Annotated in this window: 11 protein-coding genes; 2 read left to right on the plus strand and 9 right to left on the minus strand. The window is 39.9% G+C overall.

Features of this window, described 5'->3' with window-relative positions:
- Both bglX and RI844_RS05745 read right to left on the minus strand, forming a co-directional pair.
- On the minus strand, window positions 1-2,304 hold the full coding sequence (gene bglX, locus RI844_RS05740; protein ID WP_348397485.1) for a beta-glucosidase BglX: 2,304 nt from the start codon (window positions 2,302-2,304) through the stop codon (window positions 1-3).
- A gap of 193 nt (window positions 2,305-2,497) precedes the next feature.
- Window positions 2,498-5,308, minus strand: a complete 2,811-nt coding sequence (locus RI844_RS05745; protein ID WP_348397486.1) for a TonB-dependent receptor — start codon at window positions 5,306-5,308, stop codon at window positions 2,498-2,500.
- Between the two features lie 499 nt (window positions 5,309-5,807).
- Between RI844_RS05745 and RI844_RS05750 the strand changes: the two genes are divergently transcribed.
- Window positions 5,808-8,093, plus strand: coding sequence for a putative Ig domain-containing protein (locus RI844_RS05750; RefSeq protein ID WP_348397487.1), 2,286 nt, complete (start codon window positions 5,808-5,810; stop codon window positions 8,091-8,093).
- Between the two features lie 269 nt (window positions 8,094-8,362).
- Here RI844_RS05750 and RI844_RS05755 read toward each other — a convergent pair whose 3' ends face one another.
- The 7 genes from RI844_RS05755 to RI844_RS05785 all read right to left on the minus strand — a co-directional run bounded on the left by RI844_RS05755 (window position 8,363) and on the right by RI844_RS05785 (window position 22,178).
- Window positions 8,363-11,467, minus strand: a complete 3,105-nt coding sequence (locus RI844_RS05755; RefSeq protein WP_348397488.1) for a TonB-dependent receptor — start codon at window positions 11,465-11,467, stop codon at window positions 8,363-8,365.
- Between the two features lie 126 nt (window positions 11,468-11,593).
- Entirely contained in the window at window positions 11,594-13,129 is a 1,536-nt protein-coding gene (locus RI844_RS05760) for a sulfatase family protein (RefSeq protein WP_348397489.1), read from the minus strand.
- Between the two features lie 122 nt (window positions 13,130-13,251).
- A complete protein-coding gene (locus RI844_RS05765) occupies window positions 13,252-14,319 on the minus strand; it encodes a FecR family protein (RefSeq protein WP_348397490.1) in 1,068 nt (355 codons plus the stop codon).
- Window positions 14,316-14,891, minus strand: coding sequence for an RNA polymerase sigma factor (locus RI844_RS05770; RefSeq protein ID WP_348397491.1), 576 nt, complete (start codon window positions 14,889-14,891; stop codon window positions 14,316-14,318). Before RI844_RS05770 ends, RI844_RS05765 begins: the two co-directional genes overlap by 4 nt.
- Window positions 14,892-15,102: 211 nt before the next feature.
- Complete coding sequence (locus RI844_RS05775; protein ID WP_405054476.1) at window positions 15,103-16,515, minus strand: sugar porter family MFS transporter; 1,413 nt, start codon at window positions 16,513-16,515, stop codon at window positions 15,103-15,105.
- A 263-nt stretch (window positions 16,516-16,778) separates the two neighbouring features.
- On the minus strand, window positions 16,779-18,113 hold the full coding sequence (locus tag RI844_RS05780) for a hypothetical protein (RefSeq protein ID WP_348397493.1): 1,335 nt from the start codon (window positions 18,111-18,113) through the stop codon (window positions 16,779-16,781).
- Window positions 18,114-18,356: 243 nt separating this feature from the next.
- Window positions 18,357-22,178 (minus strand): hypothetical protein, encoded by a 3,822-nt coding sequence (locus RI844_RS05785; protein ID WP_348397494.1) that lies wholly within the window; start codon window positions 22,176-22,178, stop codon window positions 18,357-18,359.
- Between the two features lie 267 nt (window positions 22,179-22,445).
- Between RI844_RS05785 and RI844_RS05790 the strand changes: the two genes are divergently transcribed.
- Window positions 22,446-23,903 (plus strand): sulfatase family protein, encoded by a 1,458-nt coding sequence (locus RI844_RS05790; protein ID WP_348397495.1) that lies wholly within the window; start codon window positions 22,446-22,448, stop codon window positions 23,901-23,903.
- Window positions 23,904-24,336: the final 433 nt, after the last annotated feature.

A 24,336-nucleotide genomic window follows, 5' to 3' on the forward strand; every position in this document is an offset into this window, starting at 1 on the left:
TTATTTCTCGACCAAAGAAAACGATTTAGATTGAGTATTATCCGATGCAGTACCAATAAATAACTTGAATTCACCCGCCTCTGCACCAAAGCTCATATCTTGGCGATAAAAAGCTAGGTCTTGTTCAGTAATGGTGAAGGTAATGACTTTACTTTCGCCTTTTTTAAACATCGACTTGTCAAAACCTTTTAGCTCTTTCACCGGACGGGTTGCTGAGCCGACTAAATCTTGAATATAGAGTTGCACCACCTCTTCACCATCGTATTGACCGGTATTAGTGACCTTAACCGAGGCTTCAATGCTGCCGCCCATGGTCATGGTATCGCTTGAAAGTTTAATTTCGCCATAGTCAAAACTGCTATAACTCAAGCCATGACCAAACGCGTACAACGGAGTATTCTCCAAGTTTTCATAACGCGAGGTATAATTTTGCTTTTTCAACGGGATGCTAGGGTTAAAAGGTCGACCAGTACTTTTCATGCTGTGATAGACCGGGATCTGGCCAACATTACGCGGAAAAGAAACCGGCAGTTTGCCTGACGGGTTATAATCTCCTAACAACACATCGGCAATGGCATGGCCGCCCATGGTGCCACTAAACCAGGTTTCTAAGATGGCATCAACATTATCATTAGCCCAATTAAGACTTAATGGCCGGCCATTCATTAACACCAAGACGATAGGCTTGTTAAGTTTTTTCAGCTCTTTAAGTAGTGCTAATTGATTACCTGGCAAGGTCAATGATGTGCGGCTTGAGGCTTCGCCAGTCATTTTTTGACTCTCCCCCATAACAACAACAATGACCTCAGATTTTTTCGCCGCTACCATGGCAGCACCAAAGCCTTTATTGCTATTACTTTGATAGTTATAGCTTGCACCCTTGGCGAAATTGATTTTTACGTCCTTGCCAAGTTTCGCCTTTAACCCTTCCAATACGGTAACCGGTTGCGTCTTTCTATCTCCGGCGCCAGCCCATGAACCAATGATGTCAGCTTTACTGTTGGCCAAAGGACCAATTAATGCAATAGAGTTTAGCGTGTGCGACAGCGGTAAAGTTTGTTTGTCATTTTTCAATAACACCATAGATTTTCGCGCGACATCTTGTGCGGCAAGTAAGTTTTCTTGACTCAGCACTACTTTTTTCTCACGCGAAAGATCAGAGTAACGATATGGGTCTTCGAATAACCCTAAACGGTATTTCATTTCTAAAATACGGCGAACAGATTTATCTATGGTAGCAATATTAACCTTGTTTTCTGTAACTGAGGCTTCAAGGTGCTTAAAATAATTTTGTCCAACCATATCCATATCTGCGCCGGCATTGAATGCCAATTCAGCAGCGTGCTTACTGTCCTTGGCAAAACCATGCTTTACCAGCTCTTCAACCGCGGTATAGTCGGTAACAACAAAGCCTTCAAAGCCCCATTCCTTGCGTAAGATTTCATCCAGTAAATATTTATTGGCGGTAGCTGGTACACCATTTAAGTCATTAAAAGCGGTCATGAACGTTGCCACGCCGGCATCAACTAGGGCTTTAAACGGCGGTAAATGTATACTGCGTAAAGTACGCTCAGAAACATCAGTCGAGTTATAATCACGTCCACCTTCAGCAGCGCCGTAAACGGCATAATGCTTCGCTGTTGCCATAATGGTATCCGTCTTCGACAAGTCATCCCCCTGGAAGCCTTTTACTCGGGCAAGGGCCACTTGCGTGCCTAAATAAACATCTTCGCCGGCACCTTCAGAAATACGTCCCCAACGTGGATCACGCGAAACATCGACCATAGGGGCAAAGGTCCAATGCAAGCCTTCGGCAGAAGCTTCTTCGGCTGATACTCGTGCACTTTTCTGGATCGCCTGTAAATCCCAAGATGCAGCTTCACCGAGGGAAATTGGAAAAATAGTGCGATGACCATGAATAACGTCGTAGCCAAATATTAATGGAATACCTAAGCGAGTTTCTTCAACAGCAATTTTTTGTAATGCGCGAGTCCTATTCGCTCCTAAAGTATTAAAAACAGCGCCAACATGACCAGCTTTAATCTGCTTAACGTAATCTTTATTGCGATAAGAACCTGTAAGAACACCATTACCGGCCTGTAAATCTAACTGACCAATTTTTTCCTTCAAGGTCATTTTAGCCATTAAATCACTGATGAAGGCATCCATGACTTTACTGTCATCTTGCCAAATTGTTTCTGCTACCGATATTGGTGCGCTGCTTTGATTTGGAAGAGATTGTGCGTGGGCTGATGAGCCAACCAATGCACAAGAGATAATAAGGGGGAGTAGTTTTGTTTTCATTTTCACCGATTCTTTTTTAATACATATTAATAAAGAGCGGTTAACAGCAAAAATCCGTAATCAAACTGTAAAATTTAATTAATTTAAAAAAACGACTAGTCATGAATATGACTAGCCGTTTTATAGTAGGCAATTGAGTTAAGTAAATAAACCTAGCTAACTTCCTTGCCCAAAAAAGACTCGCTAAAAATATTTATAAACGGGCGGTTATCGATAATGAAATAGTACGCCCTGAATCAGAAACATTTTTTATTGATCCACTTTCATTATAATCGATGATCGCTTCATCGGTAATATTAGAAATACCTAAACCAATATTGACGTACCTAACTGGTTTATAATTAACGCTGGCATTAAAGGTACTCGATGGACGTCGGTAATGGTCAGGGGTATCGGCAATGCCAAGTTTACGAGATCTTTCACTGCGATAGACATGACTTAAACGCGCATCAAATTTAGTACCATCGTAGTATAAGGTAGTAGCAGCATTATCTTTAGATACATTCTTCAACAAATCCGGACGAGAATTGTCAATATAGGTATAGTTAACTTTGATGCCGGTATTGGATAAAAATGAAGGCAAATAACTAAACGGCTGTTCAAAACCGATGGTAGTCCCTTGAATGATTGCCCCGGTATCGTTTATTTTCTCATCGTAGTTTATATCTGTGTTGTACACTTGCTCGGTTTCAAGGTGATACACAGGTGTGCTTTTAACGCTGGTAAGCTGACCAGTTAAAGTGTCAATATCTTTATAGAACCAAGCAAAGGTTAGCGCCGAGGATTCATCGAAGTACCACTCTACACTTAAATCAACATTTTCTGAAACAAAGGCATCTAATTCAGGATCAGGCGAAGTCAGTGTGTTACTGCCCTTATTGTATTTATCTAGCAACTTCAAATCTTCGCGTAGTGGTCTCGTCATAGTGCTGCTCCACGCGGTACGAATGACCCAATCATCGCCTGGCAGGTAACGCAAATTCAAACTTGGTAAATAATTATCATAACTACGTTCACTGGTAAGGTTTTCGTCTAACACTGCAGAAATTTCTGATTGATAGGTAGGATCTAACAACGGATCACCACTGGCTTCATCAATAAAGCCCGAAGTACCTCTGCCGGTGACAAACTGATCAGTATGTACGTATCTTAAGCCTAGATTACCAGTAAAATCTCCTGCTGCATTTTCAAAGTTTAAACGTACATATGCAGCTGTAATATCTTCTTTTAGATCATCATCAATACCGGGGTTATAAATTACATTGTCTGCTTCGATAGCAGCAGCTCGTAACATTTCAGAAGTCCAGTTATTGTGCTGTATAATCTTTTCCATGTCAGTAACTGGCCAGAAAAAGTCCTCCATCGGAGTATCTAATGCACCGTCGAACCAGTCTCCTCGTGAAGGTTCAACAATACGTGTTTCAATGCTTTCTGGGCTAATAGGCAAGCCGGCGAGCTTATTACCAAAATTAGCCGATGGTTTTAGTGCTAAAGATTCATCCTCAGTGTAATGTAGGCCAAACTGAATAAACGTTGGCATAATAAAGTCATTATCAAAATCAAATTCATATTCACCGTCAAAATCAAGCCCCCACGAGTTGCTTTCAAATTCTGCATCAAGTCGTTGCCCGTTTACCGTTAAGGGTTTGAATTCGAGCTCATTAGGGTAATTGACAAACTCTGTTTGCCAAACACTGTCGATGTCAGCACCATACATCTTCACATCTAACGAATTGGTTGCTAACGCACTTTTCCCTTCTACCTGGAATTGGGTGGTTTTTGATTTGGATAAGTTAGCGCCAAAGTTAAACGTCCAAGCGTCATACAAGTATTCAACATCAACAAATGCAACCGCGGTATCACTCTCACGTTCATTAAGTTGGTTAGTGACTTCCAAACCGGCATTGGTATTATGAAAAGCATTTAAATATATTCTTTCGTCTTCGCTAAAATTGTCCGACTCATAGACACTCGATTCAACAAAATCGTTATTAAGGTTGCTGGCAAATTTACCCGTTTTGGTCTTAATACGCGCTTGCGAGCGATTTTTAACTTCATCATAACCACTATAGAACACTTCGCCAAAAACCTTTAATTCAGGCGTTGGTCGCCACTCAAGGTTAACAAAGGCAGCACTTCGTTCACGGAAATTCTGATCTAATGCGTAGTTGACTGATGCTGGTAGATAAAAAGTATCATTTAGATCATTATCACCATTAAAATCTGCCCCTTGCTGCTCTTCGGTGTGTTTTTGTTTCGGATCCGCACTCAAGCTTTTTTGCGTTTCAGTATCATACTGTAAGTTATTAACACCAATGGTAAAGCCTAAACTATCGTCAAGATATAAGTCTGAAAAAACGGCTAAAACATCTGAGTTGGTATCATCAGAATTTGATGGTTTAGTCGCCGTTGCTTTAAAACGAATTGCTCTTTTGCCTATGTCAAAAGCACGGATACTTTTTAAATTGACAACACCTGCCAAACCACCTTCAACCACATCAGCGGACGAAGTTTTGTGCACTTCTACTCGGCTCATAAAAGCCGCGGGCATCACTTGGGAGTCGAAAAAACGCTCCTCAGAAAGTGATGTACTAATTACCCGGCCATTATAAAGTGTGCGGTTAAAGTAACCCGGTAAACCACGAATACTGGTACCACTAACCACGCCATCGTCACCCCGGTCTACTTGTACCCCAGCAATACGCTCTAATACATCACCGATTTCTACATCTGGTAATTTACCAATGTCTTCCGCTGAAATGACATCCATACCAATGTCTGCATGCCGCTTGTGAGAAAGCGCTTTACTTAAACTATCTTTAAAACCGGTTACCACAATAACTTCGGTTTCTTCATTGTCTTTAATGCGTTTGGCTTTTTTTTCTGCTGCAGTTGCTGCCTTAGCAACCTCAACGTCAGCATCATCTTGCGCGGCGTAAACACTACCAACATTTATACCAATAATAATAGCCAAGGCACTTAGTTTAAATTTGTTTTTTTTCATTTTAATCCCCTTTAGTATTTCCGTTTTTAATCAATAATTTTCTATCGCTATCACCAAATATTGTTCATCTTGGTTAGCTTTATATTTGAGGTTTGATTACAGTTTTTCTTGTCAGTAACTTTCGCCATTCCATTTATAAAGAGCGATAAAATTTAAATATCCACAATAAAAAGTTACAAATTATTTACATTAGGGAAAGGCACTTTATTGACTTGAAGCGAGAATAATTTCAGCGACCTTGAATCTTCATATTTGATTAAAAATGCCGTAATTTGTGCTTTTAACACAAATTACATTACGGATTTATCTTTGTAGATGCTCTTTATTAGAGAGCTGGTTACAACTTGAACTGTGTAATACAGCACAAGCTAAAAACCCAAAGCCGTTTTAATTACTATTAAAAGGCTTGTTTCACCAAACTTGCTCTGGGCATTTGTTGATATTTATGTCGGCACATGTCGCTGCAGAGTTGCATTTAACAAATTTATAAGGATAAAAAATGCCGACATTTCAAATGGGGAAAATTACACAGCATATGCTAAAAATTGGGCTAATCAGCTCTAGTTTATTACTCTCGGCTTGTGAACTTGATGACGAATCAAATAGTGCGCCGGTATTCGGTGCCGAACCGGTAACAAATAATGTTGCCACAGTGGGACAAGATTACAATGCCGCCTTATCTGCAACAGATCCAGATGGTGATGTGCTTCTGTATACTATGATCTCGGGGCCAAGTTGGTTAACAGTTAATCAAAACGGAACATTATCGGGCACTCATTCTGCTGCAGATGTTGGCATGAATGAAGTAATTGTTAGCGCCTCTGACGGTAATAAAACGGTGGAAACAACATTTACTCTTGTAGTTGAAGCGGCGCCTAACAACCTACCTACTCCCGCATCAATTGCCAATACTCTTGCCTATGAAAGCTTAGTATTTAATCAGCCGTTAACAGCAACGGATGCCGATGCCGATCCACTGACGTTTAGCATTATCAATGGTCCTGATTGGTTAACAATAATTGATGGCGTATTGCAAGGTACACCCGCAGCCGGTGATCTTGGGACAAACGATGTCGTTGTTGCCGTTACCGATGGTATTGATATTGTCAAAGTTACCTTGAGCATTACCGTAGAAAAACTACCGGTAAGTGAAGCTCCAGGCATACCAACAATAAATATTAACACAGCAACTGAAGGGCTAAACTTTAGTGCGACGTTAAGTGCTACTGATGCCGAGAATGATACATTAACTTTTACTCTGGATGAAGGCAGTGCCGACTGGTTAACCCTTAATGGTTCGATACTGTCAGGAACTCCTGGAACAACCGATGTAGGTCCAAATGAGGTTTTTGTTATTGTTAGTGACGGCATTAATACTAATCCAGCAGAAACGGTAACTATCACTGTCTCAAGCACTGCACCAACAAATTTAGATATCGCTGAGAATAATGGCGCGACGGAAGATGTACCATTTAATGCGACTTTATCTGCAACTACAGACACCAGTGATGATGTATTAACCTTCTCTATTGAGTCGGGTCCTTCATGGTTGTCAGTTGATGGAGCCTCAGGTGTGCTTTCTGGTACACCTGCATTTGCAGACATTGGCATAAATGAATATACAACTAGAGTAACAGACTTCAACGGCGCTTTTGTTGAGCTAACTTTTGATGTGCAAGTAGCAGCCAAGCCACTTTTTAATGTAGCTCCAGAGTTTAAAAGTGCAACAATTTTTAAACCAGGCGATATTGAAGGCTCAAATTATGCTGACGCTGGTCAGTCTATTGCATTAAATGCCTTTGATAACAACAATGATATATTAACATTCAGTAAGACTGCCGGCCCGGATTGGTTAGTCGTTGCCAGCGATGGTACACTTTCTGGTACATTAACCAATTTTGAAGCGGACGGTACCACACCGGCTAGCAATACTTTTACCGTTGAAGTGTCAGATGGAAGTTTGTCTGCTACAGCAACGTTAAATATTACAAAACTTTTATTCCCGCCAGAAGAATTAACAACTGCTACCCAAGCTGTTGGACGTCAATTCAGCGCTTCGATAATTGCAGATAACGGCTTTGGTACGGACGAAGGTTTAACTTTTAGTAGAGCGGAGACGGATACAAATACTTTGTTTAATGTCAGCGCAGAAGGTAATGTAACCAGTACAGGTATATTGACCGCAAGCGATACTGGTGTATATTCACTTATTATAACCGGTACGAATGGCATCATAAGCAGTGATGAAACTTCAATCATAACAATTACAGATGTATATGGACTAGGCACAAAAGATACCTTTGATAATGTTGGAGGCACTAAGGCCACTAATGACCTAACTTACACTAATGGCTGGGGAAATGAAAAATCTCGTGGAGGTATAGCTGTTGATGATATTGTCGCTCTACAATCTACTGTTGAAGCAACAGAAAAATCGGCAGGTTTAAGAGCGACAAATGGCGCCGCTGCTGTCAAACACTTCACAACGGTAGGTTACTCCGATATCGTTGTTACCTATGATAGAGCTGGGCGAGGGTTAGAGGATTCTGAAGATGTAAACCTTATTATTGACTGGTCTATTGATGGGATCACTTGGCAAACGGCTTTAGAAACTGTTCTATTGGATGTTAAAGACAATCCAATTTGGTTAAATAAATCATTTATATTACCTCCAGAAGCAGAAGGGCAAGAAATACTCAGCCTGCGCTTTAATACAACAGGTACTAAATTCGGTCACCAAGGTAGAATAGACAACATTATCGTTTCAGGGACAGCTGTACCTTAATCAGTAAATAAAACAATTAAACCACTAGTAAATAACAAAAAGCTCATCATTTGATGAGCTTTTTATTTTTAAATGACTGTGTCGTCTGTCAAGAGATAGGGTGCATGCACGTTAGTTTAAGAATCAAAAAATATTGAACACATTGTCTCAATATTGCCTGAGCAGTACTCCTCAAACTAGTAAGAATAATGTTTGTTGATAACATAAACAAATAAGAACGCTTAGATCTAAACTAGGTAGTGTCAAAGTCCTAAAGATTCGCACCTAGTTTATAATTTAGCTGTAAAGGTTAATGAGTAAACTCGACCATAATCACTAAAATTATTATTTACACCACTAGCATAATAATCACTATTAACTTCTTCGGTAATGTTATGGATGCCAAAACTGATATTTAAGTACTTGCTTGGTAAGAAGCTAACACTAGCATTGACTGTTGTAGAGGGATTGAAGTATTGCGCGGGCACCGTTGGCGTAGATATGCTTTTGACACTTTCACTGCGATAAGTATAATTTAATCTGGCATCAAAATAGTCGGTATCATAATATAGAACCACAGAGACATTTTCTTTTGAAACATTTGCTAAAAGATCTGGGCGGGAATTATCTAAGTAAGTATAATGAGCTTTAATCCCCGTATCTGCTAGAAATGAAGGTAATGACGTAAATGGCTGTTGGTACATCAAAGTTCCCCCCTGGAAAATAGCACCATCACCATTCTTTTTCTCATTCATGTTTACAACCACATCATCAAGTGTAAGACCTGTTTCTAAATGCTTTACTGGTAATGTTTTTTGGTATGCATGAACGTAAGTTAAGTTTTTAATATCTTTATAGAATAACGAAAGCATAAATGCCGATTCATCGGCAAAATACCACTCAAGGCTTAGATCAACATTTTCTGAGAAAAACGGTTTTATTTCTTGATTAGAAAAATTGATAGTATTGGTATTTCTATTATATCTATCTAGTACCTTCAAATCTCCTCGCAGCGGTCGAGTCATAGTCTCACTCCACCCCAAGCGCAAAATAGTATCATCAAATAATAGGTATTTAAGATTCATACTAGGTAAAAAAGTATGGTAACTTCTTTTTCTTGTCATGTAATTGTCTACAGGTAAAACTAACAATGAAATATAGTCTGGGTCATAGGGATTTCCACTTCCTTGATCTACGAGACCTTCTTCAATATTAGCCCCTTGACCGCTAGCAAACTGCTGAGTTTTGGCGTACCTGAGGCCGAAGTTACCGGAGAACTTTCCCTCTTCACTCTCAAAATTTAACCGAGTAAACGCAGCTGTTATATCTTCTTTAAGGTCGTCCCTGATCCCCGGTTGATATCTATTGATTGCAATTGCAGCGGATCTGACACTTTCATCTGTCCAGTTATAGATATTTATCATTGAGTCAATATCAGGTACAACCCAAGGTAAAGGAGCACCTCTCTGGCTATCCTTTCCATCAAACCATTGCCCTTTTTCTGGCTCCACCTGGCGGTAAGTTATCTCTCCCCCATTAAAGAGCTCATCGGTTCTACCAGCAAAATTAGCAGATGGTTTATTAGCCAACGATTCATCTTCACGGTAATGTAACCCCATCTGTATAGTGCTTAAAACTAATGGACTATTAGTCTGAGGAAAAACATATTCCGATTCGAAATCTACTCCCCATGAGTTACTTTCATATTCAGCACCTAATTGCAGACCATTCACCGTTAAAGCTCGATATGGAGCTTGTGAGTCGTTTAATAAGCCCCTTTGACTGTAATCAGGATCACTTGGCGGATTATGAAAATAGACCTCCCAAGGGCTATCTAAATCAGTGCCGTCTAAAATAACATCAAAATAATTATTTGCCGATAAGTTTTTAGCCTCAACAGTAAATTGCTTTGTTTTAGATTTGCTCGCGTTTATAGCTAAGTTTAACGACCAACTTTCAAAAAACCACTGTGTTTCAATAAATGCCATAATGGTATCACTGTCACGTTTATTATGTCTGTTAGATACTTCGGCAAAGATATTACTGGGGTGATAAATAGTTAAATATTGACGTTCTTCGTTGTAAAAGGGCCCTTCATAACTTGTTGTTTGTGCGCCACTCCCCTCTGAATTATCGGTCTGTGAAGGTTTAAACCTCAAGTTGTCACGGATATTGATTGTATTGTACTGACTATAAAATACTTCAGCAAACATTGTGAACCTCCCTTCAGGACGCCACTCAAAATTTGCGAACAAAGCATTACGTTCTCTTATGTTTTGACTGAGACTGTAAGCAATAGTGCTTGGCAGATAAAAGGTATCGTTATTACTAATATCACCGTCACCATTATAGTCTTTATTAACTCCCTCTTCCATTTTAAAAACAGGATTAAAAACAAGCCCTTTTTGATTTTCAGTATCCGTTTTAAGAAAACTAACACCAGAGGAAAAGCCTAGCGTTTCTTCTAAATACAGGTCAGAAAAAATAGCAGTAACGTCAGAATTATTTTCATTCGAATTTGAGGTTGTACTACCTGTGAACTTAAACCGTAACGCTTGTTCACCAACATCAAAAGCTCTTATACTTTTTAAGTTAATTTCTCCCGCTAAACCACCTTCAATTACATCAGCAACAGGCGTTTTATGCACCTCAACGCGCCTAACAAATGCTGCGGGCATTATTTGCGAATCAAAAAACCTCTCTGTAGACAAAGAGGTGCTAAGAATGTGCCCATTGTATAGTGTGCGATTAAAATAACCGGGTAAGCCACGAATACTAGTGCCATTGACCACACCATCATCACCACGGCTTACCTGCACACCGGCAATGCGCTCTAACACGTCCCCTATTTCAACATCAGGCAATTTGCCGATATCTTCAGCAGAAATCACATCGATCTGATTATTCGCCGTTCTTTTGTAAGACAATGCTTTGTTTAAACTTTGTCGAAAACCGGTTACAACAATTGATTCAATATCGCCTTTAGTATGTTTATTATTTACGTTTTCATCATCTGGCTGAAAAATTTTATTTTGATCAACATTTAATTTTGAAGTCTCATCATTAGACTTATCGTGAATAATAATCACCCCTTTAGGGGTGATCAATGCCTCAATGCTAGTTCCATCGAGAAGAACTTTTAAAGCTTCAGGTAATGTAAATGAACCACGTAAAGAATTGGTCTGTAGATTTGATAATTTTTCAGGCGGATAAAGCAGATTCGAACCGGTCTGCTTTGCGATAATTTCTAAAGCATGCTTTGCTTCTGCTGACGGAATATTAAAGTCAAACTTTCTTTCCGATGCAGCAGCTGAGTCTCTCATTGCAATTAGAGATAAGATGGTGAAAAAATGTAGAATTAACTTCAGGCTAACAGACCTTTTTGTCATATTCATTTAAATAGATTAGTTAACTGTAAAAGCAAGAAGTAACCTACCAAAAGGTTTACCATAAATCACCTCAAATTCTCTTTAAGTTTAACAGCTCTCAATTAAAAGATAAATTAACCCTGTCATTATTGACTAATGATCTTTGCTTTTTCGCTGGTTTTTGTTTTTGTTGGCTTTTTCCTGTTTCTTTTTTTGCTTCGCTAATCGCTGTTGCTCAGGGGTTAACTGCGCTTTACTGGGAAAGTCTTTCTTAAGCATAATTATCATTTTCTGCGGCTGTTCTTTCAGCTGATATAACGCCAACACGGGGTCTGAATTCTCCTTCATCCATTTTACCAGACGTTGTCGATAAGCATTTATTCTAGCCTGATACTCTGGATTATTGATCAAGTTATTGACGCTGTGCGGATCCGCTTGCAGGTCGTAAAACTCTTCAACTTCCCGTTCACGAAACATTCTCAGTCGTTCTAACTGCCCTTTGTCGCCAGAAGTTTTCCACTTTTTAGTGATCTCTCCTTCATTAGAGTTCCGGTAATTTGCACCAACGGTGCTCCATGGGTTAAAAATATAGCCAAATTCACTATCTTGTATTGAACGCATAGGTGTTGCCGGGCCACCAATTTTATAATCGATTTGAGTATACACTTCATTTCGATTTGACTGTTTTTCACCTTTCAATAGCGGCAAAATTGAACGACCATCGACTGACTCAGGAATTTTTAAATTTAGGACATCGAGTACGGTCGGGAAAAAATCAATAGAAGCAATAAAGTCGATTTCATTTACATACGATGATTTTATCTTTCCTTGTGGCCATTGTACTATCCAAGGCGTTTTAGTACTTGCTAGGTAAGCATTGGCTTTGGCAAATGGAAAGGCTGAGCCATTATCGGATAAAAATACCACCAGAGTATTATCTGCCATGCCTGATTCATTTAATGCTTGCAGCACTCGGGCAAACGTATCGTCTAAGCGACGAACAGAATTATAATAATGGCTTAGTTCTTTTCTTACCTGCGGTGTATCCGATAAATACTTAGGCACAATAACTTGTTCGGAGCTAAATAATTTTGACGGTATTGCAGCATTTTTCATTGGTTTTTCAGGATCATGAAAGCCACGATGAGGATCGTGTGAATTGATCATCATATAAAACGCTTTATTCTGTTTTTTACTGCGTTGAAAAAATTCTTTACTAAATTGGTAATACTTTTCCGGGGAACGGCCTGCGCCTAAATCGCTATAATCATGCACGTAATCCCATTGATAGGCCATGTCAGGGGTAGAATGTGAAACCTTACCGAGCACGCCGGTAATATAACCATTATCAGACAGTGTTTGCATCACCGTGGCTGAGCGCTTTTTCATGTGGAAAAAGCCCATCATGCCACTATTGATACCATATTGCCCGGTCGCGATTATCGAACGACTTGGCTGACATATTGGCGTATTCACGTGCGCATTTTTAAACTGGTAACCTTTTTTAGCAAAGGCATCAATGTTAGGGGTTAAACTCGGCAGCCCTGTATCTAAAGTTAAAGAACCCACGGCCTCGTAGCCTAAGTCATCGGCGGTAATTAATAGTACATTGGTTTTTGCATCGTTTGCCAAACTTATTTGACTAACTAAGATTAAAATACAGGTGATAAATAGCTTAAATTGCTCCACAGAGAAACCCTTTTAATTTTTATAATAATATTTTGAAGTTTGATTTTATCCTGAATCATCAAGAGTCAATTCTTGGGACCAGGAAAAAGTGACAAAACAATTATTTGTTTTGCCGCTTTCCTTTATTCATTGGAATATTTTGATAAATAAATTTGGTTATTACTCATATCAACATCGATGTCGAAAGTAATTTCAATCGCTTCTAATAGTGCTTCGGTTTCGCCAATTTGAAAGCGCCCGCTAATGGGGATATCTTTTAACTTAGGACTAAGTATCAAAATATCTGTATCCAAATAACGATTAATTTCTTTAATCACGTTTTCCAGCCTTTCCTCTTTAAAAACCAGTTGTCCATCAAGCCAAGACAATTGTTCATTAATTTGAGTTTCATTAATTTGTTTCGCTACAAATGTTGCATTTTCTACAACATATTCAGCTTGTTCACCCTGATGAAGTAACATAGGTTCTGGTTTAACAGCCACAGAGGATGATTTTTCTTCATTCGACTTGGCCATATTTTCCCGTTGTGACAATTCAACCGTACCTTCGGTTACTGTCACTAATATGTTTTCGGAAGCCAGTCGAACAACAAATTCAGTTCCTACCGCTCTTACCGCGCTTCCCGCAGCATAAACAATAAAAGGACGGTCTTTATCATGGGCGACATCAAACATGGCTTCGCCTTGCTGCAAGCGAACGATACGCTGGCCGTCTGAAAATTCAATCTCTATTCGACTATCGGTATTTAAAAGTGCTGTTGAACCATCACTTAATTGATAGCTTTGTTGCACGCCCACATTAGTCAAATAAAACGCGGTTTCTACATTACGAGCAGACCATGGCGATACGATTAATACACCAGAAAGAATCAGCAAAAACATACAGCTCATGGCAAGCATTACCGGTTTCGGGCTAAACACATTGCGCAACCAAGAGAAATATTCTGGGTTTGTAGCTTCCGCCATAAAAGATTCACCCGAATCATTCAAGACTTCGGTCATGTCATCCCACATGCTCATATGGTTTTTCAAAGCAATGGCGTGTTCTGGAGATTCATTAAGCCAGTTTTTAAGGGCAAGCTTTTCTGCTTGATCCATATTATCGCCATCCATTTTTGCCAACCAATCGGCCGACTCCCTATTAATGATTTCGGGGCTACGAAGGGTGACTATTTGAGATTGTTTATTCACTTGCTTCTCTCCTTAACGGTGGCACTGTTTTTGCCCTTACTTTCACCACCAATGTTTTGTGCTTCATATCCTTGACCAGCGAGTATATCTCCACATTGTTTGATACCTTTGGAAATATATTTTTCTACAGAACTCACTGATACACCTAACTTTTGACTAATTTCTTTATGCGATAAACCATAATATTTTCGTAATAGGATCGCCCGACGATTCTTCTCAGGCAGAGTCATTAACGCATCGTTAAACGCTTTAAATTTTCTTTGCTTATGTAATTCAATTTCGGTTTGTTTATCATCATGACCAAGCAAATAATCGTCAACGTCGGTGGCAATTTCTTTCGACTGATGTTTTAAGCCTTTATAGATCAGGTTTCGAGAAACAATAAATAAATAATCTTTTGGCGATCGTATCTGTTTCTTTTTATCTTCATTATAAACTCGTAAAAACGCTTCTTGTAAAATGTCATCAACATCTTCTTGTTTGACACTCATTTTAAGAATATATCGTGCCAAGCTGTCTCGACAGGACAAAAATGTATTGAGTATAGTATGTTGTTTTGCTTTTTCTGACACTATTAATCACCAAAGTTTGATAACATGAACGCTAAAATTTGTCTGCCATAACAATTGAAAAATTCACCTACATACTAATAAAGAGTCGACACATTCAAAAATCCACAATAAATTTTAAAATTATTTTGTAAAAAATTTAAAATAAATTCGACCCTTTACATAACTTATTGTTTATTATTAATTTATATTTAAATAAAGGAATATATTTTGGCTAATAATCTGTCATTTGTTCTAATTCAAGTCCTTTAGTTTCATGGATAAAATAAACCACGAAGAGTAAGGAAACGACTGAAAAACCCGCATATACACTATAACTAAATGCTAAACCAAAACTGGCTAACATCACCGGGAAGCTCATCGTAATAATAAAGTTGGCCACCCACTGAGCTACTCCACTAACCGCTAAACCTGAACCACGCAGTTGATTAGGAAACATTTCTCCTAACATCACCCACATCACGGGTCCCCATGACATATTAAAGAAAAACACGTATGCGTTAGCCGCAATTAATGCCAGTATACCATAGTCACCAAGTTGCAATTGACCGTTAACTCCTTGTGATGCATTAGCAAAAGCGTACACCATAATAGACAATGTAATGGCCATCCCTAAAGAACCGATAATTAAAAATGGTTTGCGGCCCAACTTATCAATATAAACAATTGTTATTAAGCAGGCAAAAATGCTGACAAAGCCACTTATGATATTGATCAATAAGGCATCACTTTCAGAAAATCCTGCAGCCTGCCAAAGTACCGAGCCGTAGTAAAATACGACATTAATACCTACTAACTGTTGTAACGTTGCTAAGCCTATGCCTAACCAAACCACCTTTTTGATCTTACCCGTTTGTTTATGTTTTAAATCGGAAAAACTTGGTTTATGGCGATCAACGGCCAGCGACTGCGCAATTTCAACTAACTTCCTCGGACTGGCTTTTTTACCATATAATCTACAAAGCACCGTTGCGGCTTGTTCCATTTTTTGACTAGCAACAAGAAAGCGTGGACTTTCAGGGATCATAAATAAACCAATAAAAAATATCGTCGCCGGCAATATTTCAATCCAGAACATCCAGCGCCAAGCATCAATTCCAAACCAAAAAGTTGCAGTTGAACCACCAGCATACTCTGCCAAAAGATAGTTACTGATAAATGCTGAAAACAACCCCAAAATTATCGCAATTTGTTGTATCGATGTTAATGTGCCGCGATAGCGAGCTGGCGCAATTTCACTGATATATGCCGGTGTCATTACCGATGCAGCACCAACGGCTAAACCGCCAATAATTCGATAAAAGACAAATTCTAACGATGACTCACTGATACCTGAGCCCCAGGCACTGACTAAAAAGAATACCGCGGAAACTAACAGAATTGTTTTTCGACCATAAATATCAGCCATCCGGCCTGCGAAAAATGCACCTACGGCACAACCTAACAGCATACTGGCCACGTTAAACCCGGTGCCAACATCATCCGCTGAAAATGCAGCTTTGAGGCCTTCAACAGTGCCGTTGATCACGCCACTATCAAAACCAAATAAAAATCCACCTATTGCTGCAATACAACTGATTAATACTATAAAAAGTTTATTTTCTTCTTGTTGGCTTTTTTCTAACACAAACGTGTCAACTTCTACTTGCTGTACGTCCAAAATATCACCCTCTTTAAAATTATTTTATCGTTAATGTCGAACCCGATAGTATGTATTTACTAAAGCAACATAAACTGTCGTCCCATAGAAGATAAAGAGCACTGAAATAATGAAATCCGTAATATCCAGTAGCACTTTTTTTCGCGTATGCGAGATAATGCGCCGCATTCGCCTTTGTATTAACACATTGGTTGCGTTAGTTGAGCCTCAGAACCATGGCTTTACGGCATTTATTCAAGGGTGTTATAACGGTTGAAAAAATCTGCTCCCAAAAAATCAGGAAGAGCTGCCAAACCAAACAACATAGTCGAAAAATCCACTCCCTGCACGGCCTTAGCTCGCCAATGCTTTTGCTTTAAACTGTAACGCCATAATACCGACACCTCTGGCGACAATTGATATATTGCTTTGTCAGGGCCAGCACGATACATGGCAACAAGATCCGCTTTAACAGATGGTTTGACGGGTGAGAATCCGCTCAAAATGTGTGGGGAAACAATTTGATAAGGATTTTCATCACGACTGCCACGATTAAAAATGCGATCGGCGTTATAGCCGGTAATGGTTGCCCCGGCTCCTGTGCCCCACTCATAAGGCTGCCATTGCTTAATATCTTGCTCTTGCCACCAGCTAAAATCGGCTTTCGCCGCATTTTTCATCGCCTGAACATATTCAGGGCTGTTAGAGAAATGATGAACCAAGTAGTAGTTAAACAAAAAGGTAAACATAGTCACATAACGCTTATTACTCACCGATAATACCGGCGTTTGTGCTTTACCAAACAAGGCCTTTTTTAGGTTTTTGGGTGTTTGGTAATGTCTGCTCCACAATTGATTGGCGGCTGAATTGTCATCTTTACTTTGTTGCTTAGCAAGCCAGGCGACAATCATGTATTCATTGAACGGAATGGTCCAGGCACCGCTTGGCTCGCCGTTGGCATTCATTGATAACGCTATTTGGCCCTTGATCGGGTCGCCAATGAATTTAGCCTGATCGACCGACGCCAAGAGCTGATCAACCAACTGGCCGATTTGTTGGTTTTTGGAGAAATAATTTTTAATGAATGTCGCGCCAAGGAGCATGATGTCGGTATCTATTGGACTAAAATCTTTGCTCATCGCCTGGCCAGTATGAACATTAAAGAAGTGCATATAACAACCTGCGGCGTTTCTTGCGGGGGTAAAGCCTGGCGTGTTCCCGGATAACGTAGTTAGCGTTTGCAGGGCCAAATTTTCCGCATTGGGTTGCCAGCCTTGAGCATGTCCAATTGCTAATGCCACTAACCCCATACCCGCGTTCGCAATAGAGCCGCGTACTGATTGCTTGTTAGATAATTGAAAACCATCGCGATAAACGCCATTAGGCTCTCTTATTTGCTGCCAAAACTGATAGCTATCACGATATAGCTTGTTAATGATCTCATCATCTGATTGCGCTTGGGTATGAAAGACAGCGGCGAATAGTAAAATAGGCAGGTATCTAATAAAGCGAACAACTGGATTCACACCAGTATTAATATTCGCCCTTGTCGTTGTGGAAGACGATGTCAATTGCAGTTTTTCCATAATAAGGTCCCAATGATAAAAGTTGCGAAGTTAGACAAACTTGCTTGTTGATGGCTTTATTAAATTGATGCCAGATAATAACTAAGAGTATGCAGTCGCTAAAATTCGTAGGTTCGACTTAACGATTGCAAACCGCGGGTAGAGTTCGATATTAGGTTTAGAATTTTATGAGTGTTAAATAAGTTTCCCCAGATAACACTCAAAAATAGACATCAAAATTTAATAAATTGGATAAGGTCGCCTTTAGAACAGCTGTTCTTTATCTAATCTAAAGTTATCAATAATTATCTCATCGGTACCAAGGGAGCCAGTGCTATTACGTTTCATGCGAAAGGTAATAACATAATGATCATCATTTGGGCGCTTACGGAAGGTAAAGGCTATTTCCCCATCTGTCGTTGGTATAATGTCGCCAACGTCGCGACGGCTAATAATTTTATTGCCTAATGCATCATAAGTGTCAATCAAAATTTCAAAATCAGAGTCTGTCATCGTGATAACTTTGGTATCAAGGCGGAATATATAACGAGTGCCTAATGGGTCATTTGCGACATCAAGTTCTTTGCTAAGTTTTTTCCAGCTTGTAACGCCTGGACCAACTGAAAATTTTAACGAAGTTGCACCTTGTAACACTTCACTTGATTCAGTCGTTAAATTAATTTGCGCAGCGGATTCATTCCAGGCTGTCATCCCATCTTCAAAATCTCCATTGGCGATAGGGGTATCAGCGCCTATACGCACTACAGATAAATCATCAAAAATATAGCGGTGATAAATCGCAGCAACTTTTTCCACCACAAATGATAAATGCATGTAGTTAGCTCCCATAGGTTTTTGAGTATTAATCAAAAACTCGACTCGTTGATTGTTGTCGTCCAACAAGTTACTGGTTTGCATAGAAATAATACCATTGCTTACATCAGCATCATTATCCCATTGCACACGTAAGAAACCGCGACCTGGTGCTCCTGTTGTGGCAAGAAAGCCGTTGGCCCGAACAATGTAACGAGTATTATCAAGATCATTAGCAACACCTAAGGTTTGACTCAGGCTAGATTCAGTATCCGTAACCGTAGGGTTTGTGCGAATTTCAGCACTAGTACCTACGATGCTTACACCGCCAATGTTTGGCTTAAAGAATTTGTAATCTCCCGTTTTGGTCCATCCTGTTAGACCGTTTTCAAAATTAGGATTTTCAAAACGTGCAACACTCGAAACAACATCATTAAGTTCAAGCAACTCACCTTCGGGATCAACTACTTTAAAGCTTGCAAAACTTTCAGCTGGAGAAAATTCAAATGGCGACAATTGAAATCCATAGGAAGTTTCATTGCCTAAGGCATCCACTCCAATAACGCGACGAGGGGTAATTTTTGAGTAATGTAGTTCTACATTTCCCGCGGAGGAAGTAGTTTCATGCACTTCGGGCCTATAAAATTCATCACGTAAAGTATTCATTACCCCCGGCTGAATGGTTTCCATTAACCCCATTGCGCCATACCAGAAGTCAGCAAGCCCTACGGAAGGCATAACGTAACTGGGATCTTGCATAGCCCAACGCGTTATCATGGCAAAATTATCACCACCAGAACCATTGAAGATCTCTTGACGCAAGCCATCACGATAAGCCTGATAACCCCCAACAACAGGAGCTGTCCAGCCCAATTGGCCTAATCCCAATACCGCAGGAAAATGAATAATATCACCGGGATGATCACTTGGGCCATCGTTATAATAGCTGCCAGTTGTTAAAAACGGGTTATTGCCTGCAGAAAAAGCCGCATAATACGGTGCGCCTAAATCATCACCAGCAGCCATAGTCACGGCATAATAGTTTTTATTCTGTTGACGCCAGTTTGGATCTTCAAAATGGTGGCGCAATATCATCGATCCACCCATAATAATAAAGGCGGAGTGTGATGGCAAAATGACCGGTTCATTAATTAACCATTCGTTATAATTCATATTGGTACGTGAATAAACGTAATGGTGATAATCTTGAGTCGCTAATGGATCTTGCGCCGCGGCCAAATCACCATATATCCAGGTTTCATTGGTCATTTTGTTATTGAGCAATATTGGGCCATGATCGTCATTTTCCCAAGTAATGCGCTGTTCTGCACGAATAGTATCGCTACCACGCTTCATCGTTTGGCGCAGGTATTCTTTATAAGCTTTGAAATTAGCATTATTCGGATATAACTCAACCGCTTTATAAACGGCGGGAATAAATTTCATGCTGATATAAACCTGTGGTTGCGGATTACTCGGATCAGGAGTGCCTGCCGCTACATAGTTACGCATAAAATGGCCATCAACGGTTTTAACACCACCTAAGCCGTCAGGGTGTAAACCGGCATGGCGTTGAATTAATAAATCTATCACTGACTCGATATCCGCATCAGGGCTTACTTGATCGGCGGCCATGAGTAAAAATAGTGCCCAACCAACATTATCTGCAATTGGCGTATCATTGACCGTTTCACCAACTCCAACAATTTTACGAGTTAAAAAGCCCTCAGGTACCAAAGAGTTAGTACCTGTGATGGTACTTGAACCCACTAAACTTTTGATCGCCCCCACATACTGATTAAGCTCATCAGCTAACCAGACATCAAAATCCATACGAATGTCACTTGTATCTGACATCATTTTTGGCGTGATCCCAGCGAGTAACATTCTGCCCTCAGCCGTTGCTGCAATATCAACAATATCTGTAGTGAAATCGGTGTAATGGTTTAATGTCACACTACCACCAGCACGTAATGCAGTAGTTTGTGCATTTAGCAGAGAGTTAAAATTAGCATCATTGGTTAACACATAAAGTCCGCCAGTAGCATCACCGCCGTAGCTGCGGGCAAAAGAAATTGCACTAATGTTCGCCGCTGTTGCAACACTTTCTAATGTAAGAGTCTGATTTAAATCGGCACGGTAGAGGGTGTTGGGCGTACTCAGGTATAAATTTTGATCTATCATATCAACAGTAAGACCGGTAATAACAGAGCTATCTGCTGGCACAAGGGCTGCGGCTATCGGTTGATCGGCGACGCCATCAGCCACCGCATTTTTACTCGCATCAAAACGATAAAGGCCGTTATCAGTACCAACCAACAATTCCCCCCTAAAGTACACCATATCGTAGTTAGTAGTTGCACTTGGCGTTTCAGTAATAGTAAGTTGATCAAAAACAGTCAAAGCTTCAGTATTGGTATTAAAGGCAAGGATCGCATCTTTATCGGTAGCACTGCCGCCAGCACATATTCCAACAAAAAGCTGACGACCACTGGGGGAAAGTGCTAGTGAACAAACGCCGTTGTCACCTGTTAAATCCGCATTCGGTAATGCAGCTTGAATATCGTCACTACTAATGCTGTGCTGTAATGTTTGGCGAATATCACGCAGCTCGATATTATTACTCTGATCAGCTACTGCATAACTACCACTAACCTGGGCTGCGGCAACAAGACTAGTTTGACCCGCGCCATTATAACCCCAGTCAGCAGTAACAACATCAGGGTTAACAACTGCAACAATGTCTTCATCACCAATAATTTCTACATCATCAACAAAAGCACGTTCGCTACGTTTGTTTGAATTCAGGTTAAAGCGTAAATGAAATTGATCTCCAGCATCGGTTGGAACAGAGAAAGATTCTGCTTCCCAATCGCTTGCCTGAGTGTTTTCTAATACCGTCCAGTTAGTCCCGTCGTAAGACCACTCTACCTGCAAATTTTCAGCGCCGGTCAAATTTTCTGTTTTTCGAACATAACGAATATCAAGCTCTGAGTATCCTGCAGTATTGATGACTTTTTCAAAATCAGCGCCGCGTTGTGATTTCACTCCGAAGGCACTGTCGTTGTATGCAGCGCTGGAAGTCACACTAACTTTGTCACCAATAACACTCCAACCACCGCTGACGAAATCACCAGACTCAAAGTCATCGTTGAATAAAATAACCTGCCCAGCTGTTGCAGTAGTAGACGCTGAAATCAGAAAAAGAGAGCAGAATATTGTCTTTAGTAGCGCTATTTTATTATTATTGGGTTGCTTTATAAAAATCTTCATCGTGCAATTAACCTCTTGTATTTATAGTTATAATTTTATTTAAAATAATTTTTTATTGTTATTTTTGTCACCATGTCATGCACTATTTTGTTGTTTTTGCAGGGAGAAAAATCAGCGCACCTTTATAAAGAGCGTTTTCCTGATCAAAATCCGTAACAAATTTCGAAAGTACGAATATTATTGAGGTTTTATTATTTTATTGACTCTTTATTTTTAGAGCTCATTTTTTGAACTCTAAATAAAACCCCATAAATATAAGAGGAAAGTATGAAAACTAAGAAAATAATCCCTAAATTAATAGGTTTAGCCTGCCTGATGGCAGGTATACCCAATACAGCACAAAGTGCCGAACCAGCAAAACCTAATGTCATCGTATTTTATGCCGATGATATGGGGTGGGGTGATGTTGGCTACCACGGCTATGATGATATTCGAACACCAAACATTGATGCATTAGCTGCTAGCGGAACTTCTTTTGAGCAAGGTTATGTAGCAGCGTCAGTATGTGGTCCTTCGCGTGCCGCGTTAGTTACAGGTGTTCATCAACAGCGCTTTGGTTATTATGGCAATGGTGGTATTTCGCATGTACCACAATCACAACCGATAATGTTTGAGCAACTTCAGCAGCAAGGTTATCAAACAGCAGCCATTGGCAAGTGGCATTTAGGCGATGAATCCGGCCAACCCAATAGTCGTGGCGTAGATTTTTTCTACGGCTTTCATAACGGTTCGCACGATTACCATTTTTCAGATATTGTTGAAGGAGGTAAGAAAAGCCAGGCACCTATCTATCGAAATGATCAAATAGAACCGGCAATTCAAGACAGCAATGGTTATCTTACCGAAATGTTTAGTCATGAAGCCGCTAACTTTATTGATAATGCGAACACGACTGAGCCATTTTTTGTCTATGTGGCATACAATGCTGTACACGCACCTTGGCAAGTGCCACAAGAATATCTTGACCGCTTAGTAGATCTGCAAGCAGAAGATGAACGTAAATTCTTTGCCGGTATGGTGTTGGCACTAGATGATGGTATTGGTGAGGTAATGGATGCCGTTGAACGTAAGAATGCTACTGATAATACTCTAGTATTCTTCCTATCTGATAACGGAACACCGCGTACTCATGGTTTTGAACAGCCCAAAGAAAAATTTCGAGGCACCACTACCATGTCAAATCCTGGCGAACTCAATGGCTTCAAAGGTGATAGCTATGAGGGGGGTATTAGAGTGCCATTTCTAGTTTCCTGGCCAGGAACTATACCTACTGGAGTCTATAAAAAACCGGTATCAAATTTAGACGTTGTACCAACCATTATGGCACGCTTAGGGGTTACGGAACCAGGTGCAGGATTAGATTTTGATGGTGTTGATATTTTCCCGTATATCACTGGCGAAAAAGGAAGTCGACCACATCGTAATATGTATTGGCGTCGAGGTGAAGATTACGCTGTTCGTAAAAACGATTGGAAATTATCGTTTAACGACCAAAGTGGTTCCCAACGGATTATGTTATTTGATTTAGCCACAGACCCTGGAGAATGGAATGATTTGAGTGACACCTATCCAACACGAGCACAGAACATGCAAGATATGTTTGATGCTTGGGACAGCGCTTTACCTGATAATCAAAATGGTGCTAATGCTAACCCAAACAACCGAAACTATGATTACCCTACAGGTGGTAGAGTATCTGTAAGTGAATGGAATAGTTCACATTAATTGATATTTAATCAAGTAAAAATGACTTTATATACAATACAATTTAAGTAAATTTTATTTCCATATTGTCCCTAAATGGCTCTGAATTATCATAAATTGATTCAGAGCTATTTTTAATTGCACCTAATATCACTGATTAAACCACTTTCCTTGCAAAATAATCAGCCTAAAATAACATATGCTATTAATGCCTAGCATAATAAATAGGATTGTTCGCTGACTCACTACTTCATATTGACGAATGAATATCCGATATTTCCGGAACAGCCAGTTTATGCCTGTTCAGTGTCAATTGTGTTCATAAACTTTCGATACTATGGTTGTCAGCTGTCTCATCAATAGCTGACAACTAAAGTTATGGTGACTCGACTTCTGCTTTGCGAAGGAACCCGTCAAATCAAACAGTGGTAAATTGCTCTAAATGGCTTGCTAT

Origin of the sequence: Thalassotalea fonticola, assembly GCF_032911225.1 — a bacterium.
GTDB lineage: Bacteria > Pseudomonadota > Gammaproteobacteria > Enterobacterales > Alteromonadaceae > Thalassotalea_A > Thalassotalea_A fonticola.

Bases quoted from the DNA above. Each gene is read 5' to 3' on its own strand.
- bglX (WP_348397485.1), bottom strand. From the start codon at position 2,304: ATGAAAACAAAACTACTCCCCCTTATTATCTCTTGTGCATTGGTTGGC.
- RI844_RS05745 (WP_348397486.1), bottom strand. From the start codon at position 5,308: ATGAAAAAAAACAAATTTAAACTAAGTGCCTTGGCTATTATTATTGGT.
- RI844_RS05750 (WP_348397487.1), top strand. From the start codon at position 5,808: ATGCCGACATTTCAAATGGGGAAAATTACACAGCATATGCTAAAAATT.
- RI844_RS05755 (WP_348397488.1), bottom strand. From the start codon at position 11,467: ATGAATATGACAAAAAGGTCTGTTAGCCTGAAGTTAATTCTACATTTT.
- RI844_RS05780 (WP_348397493.1), bottom strand. From the start codon at position 18,113: ATGGAAAAACTGCAATTGACATCGTCTTCCACAACGACAAGGGCGAAT.
- RI844_RS05785 (WP_348397494.1), bottom strand. From the start codon at position 22,178: ATGAAGATTTTTATAAAGCAACCCAATAATAATAAAATAGCGCTACTA.
- RI844_RS05790 (WP_348397495.1), top strand. From the start codon at position 22,446: ATGAAAACTAAGAAAATAATCCCTAAATTAATAGGTTTAGCCTGCCTG.